The 273-nt window shown below is 59.7% G+C and carries 1 pseudogene; it reads left to right on the top strand.

The features are described from left to right. Window positions 1-205 (top strand): annotated as a pseudogene (locus AF337_RS16065) (ABC transporter substrate-binding protein); the annotation flags it as partial. Between the last annotated feature and the right edge of the window lie 68 nt (window positions 206-273).

Genomic DNA, 273 nt, shown 5'->3' with positions numbered 1-273 from the left:
CTCCATGTCCGATCCGGCAAAGGCGACCGAGCGCACCGCCGCCTGGGGCAAGATCTTTACCGACATCATGGCCGATGCGCCGTGGATCCCCGTCATCAACGAACGCCGCGTCGTCGCCAAGTCGCTGCGCATGGGCGGCGCTGACAACATCTACATCGATCCGACCCGCGTCATCAATTACGACGCGATCTACGTCAAGCAATAGACCCAAGGATCGAACCTTCCCGGCGCTAACCGGGAAGGCCATAAATTTCAGGGAGACATGACATGTGC

This window comes from Rhizobium ecuadorense (assembly GCF_001187535.1).
Taxonomy (GTDB): Bacteria; Pseudomonadota; Alphaproteobacteria; order Rhizobiales; family Rhizobiaceae; genus Rhizobium; species Rhizobium ecuadorense.
The sequence above is the reverse complement of the archived record's forward strand: the minus strand, read 5'-3'. Positions and strand labels throughout refer to the sequence as shown.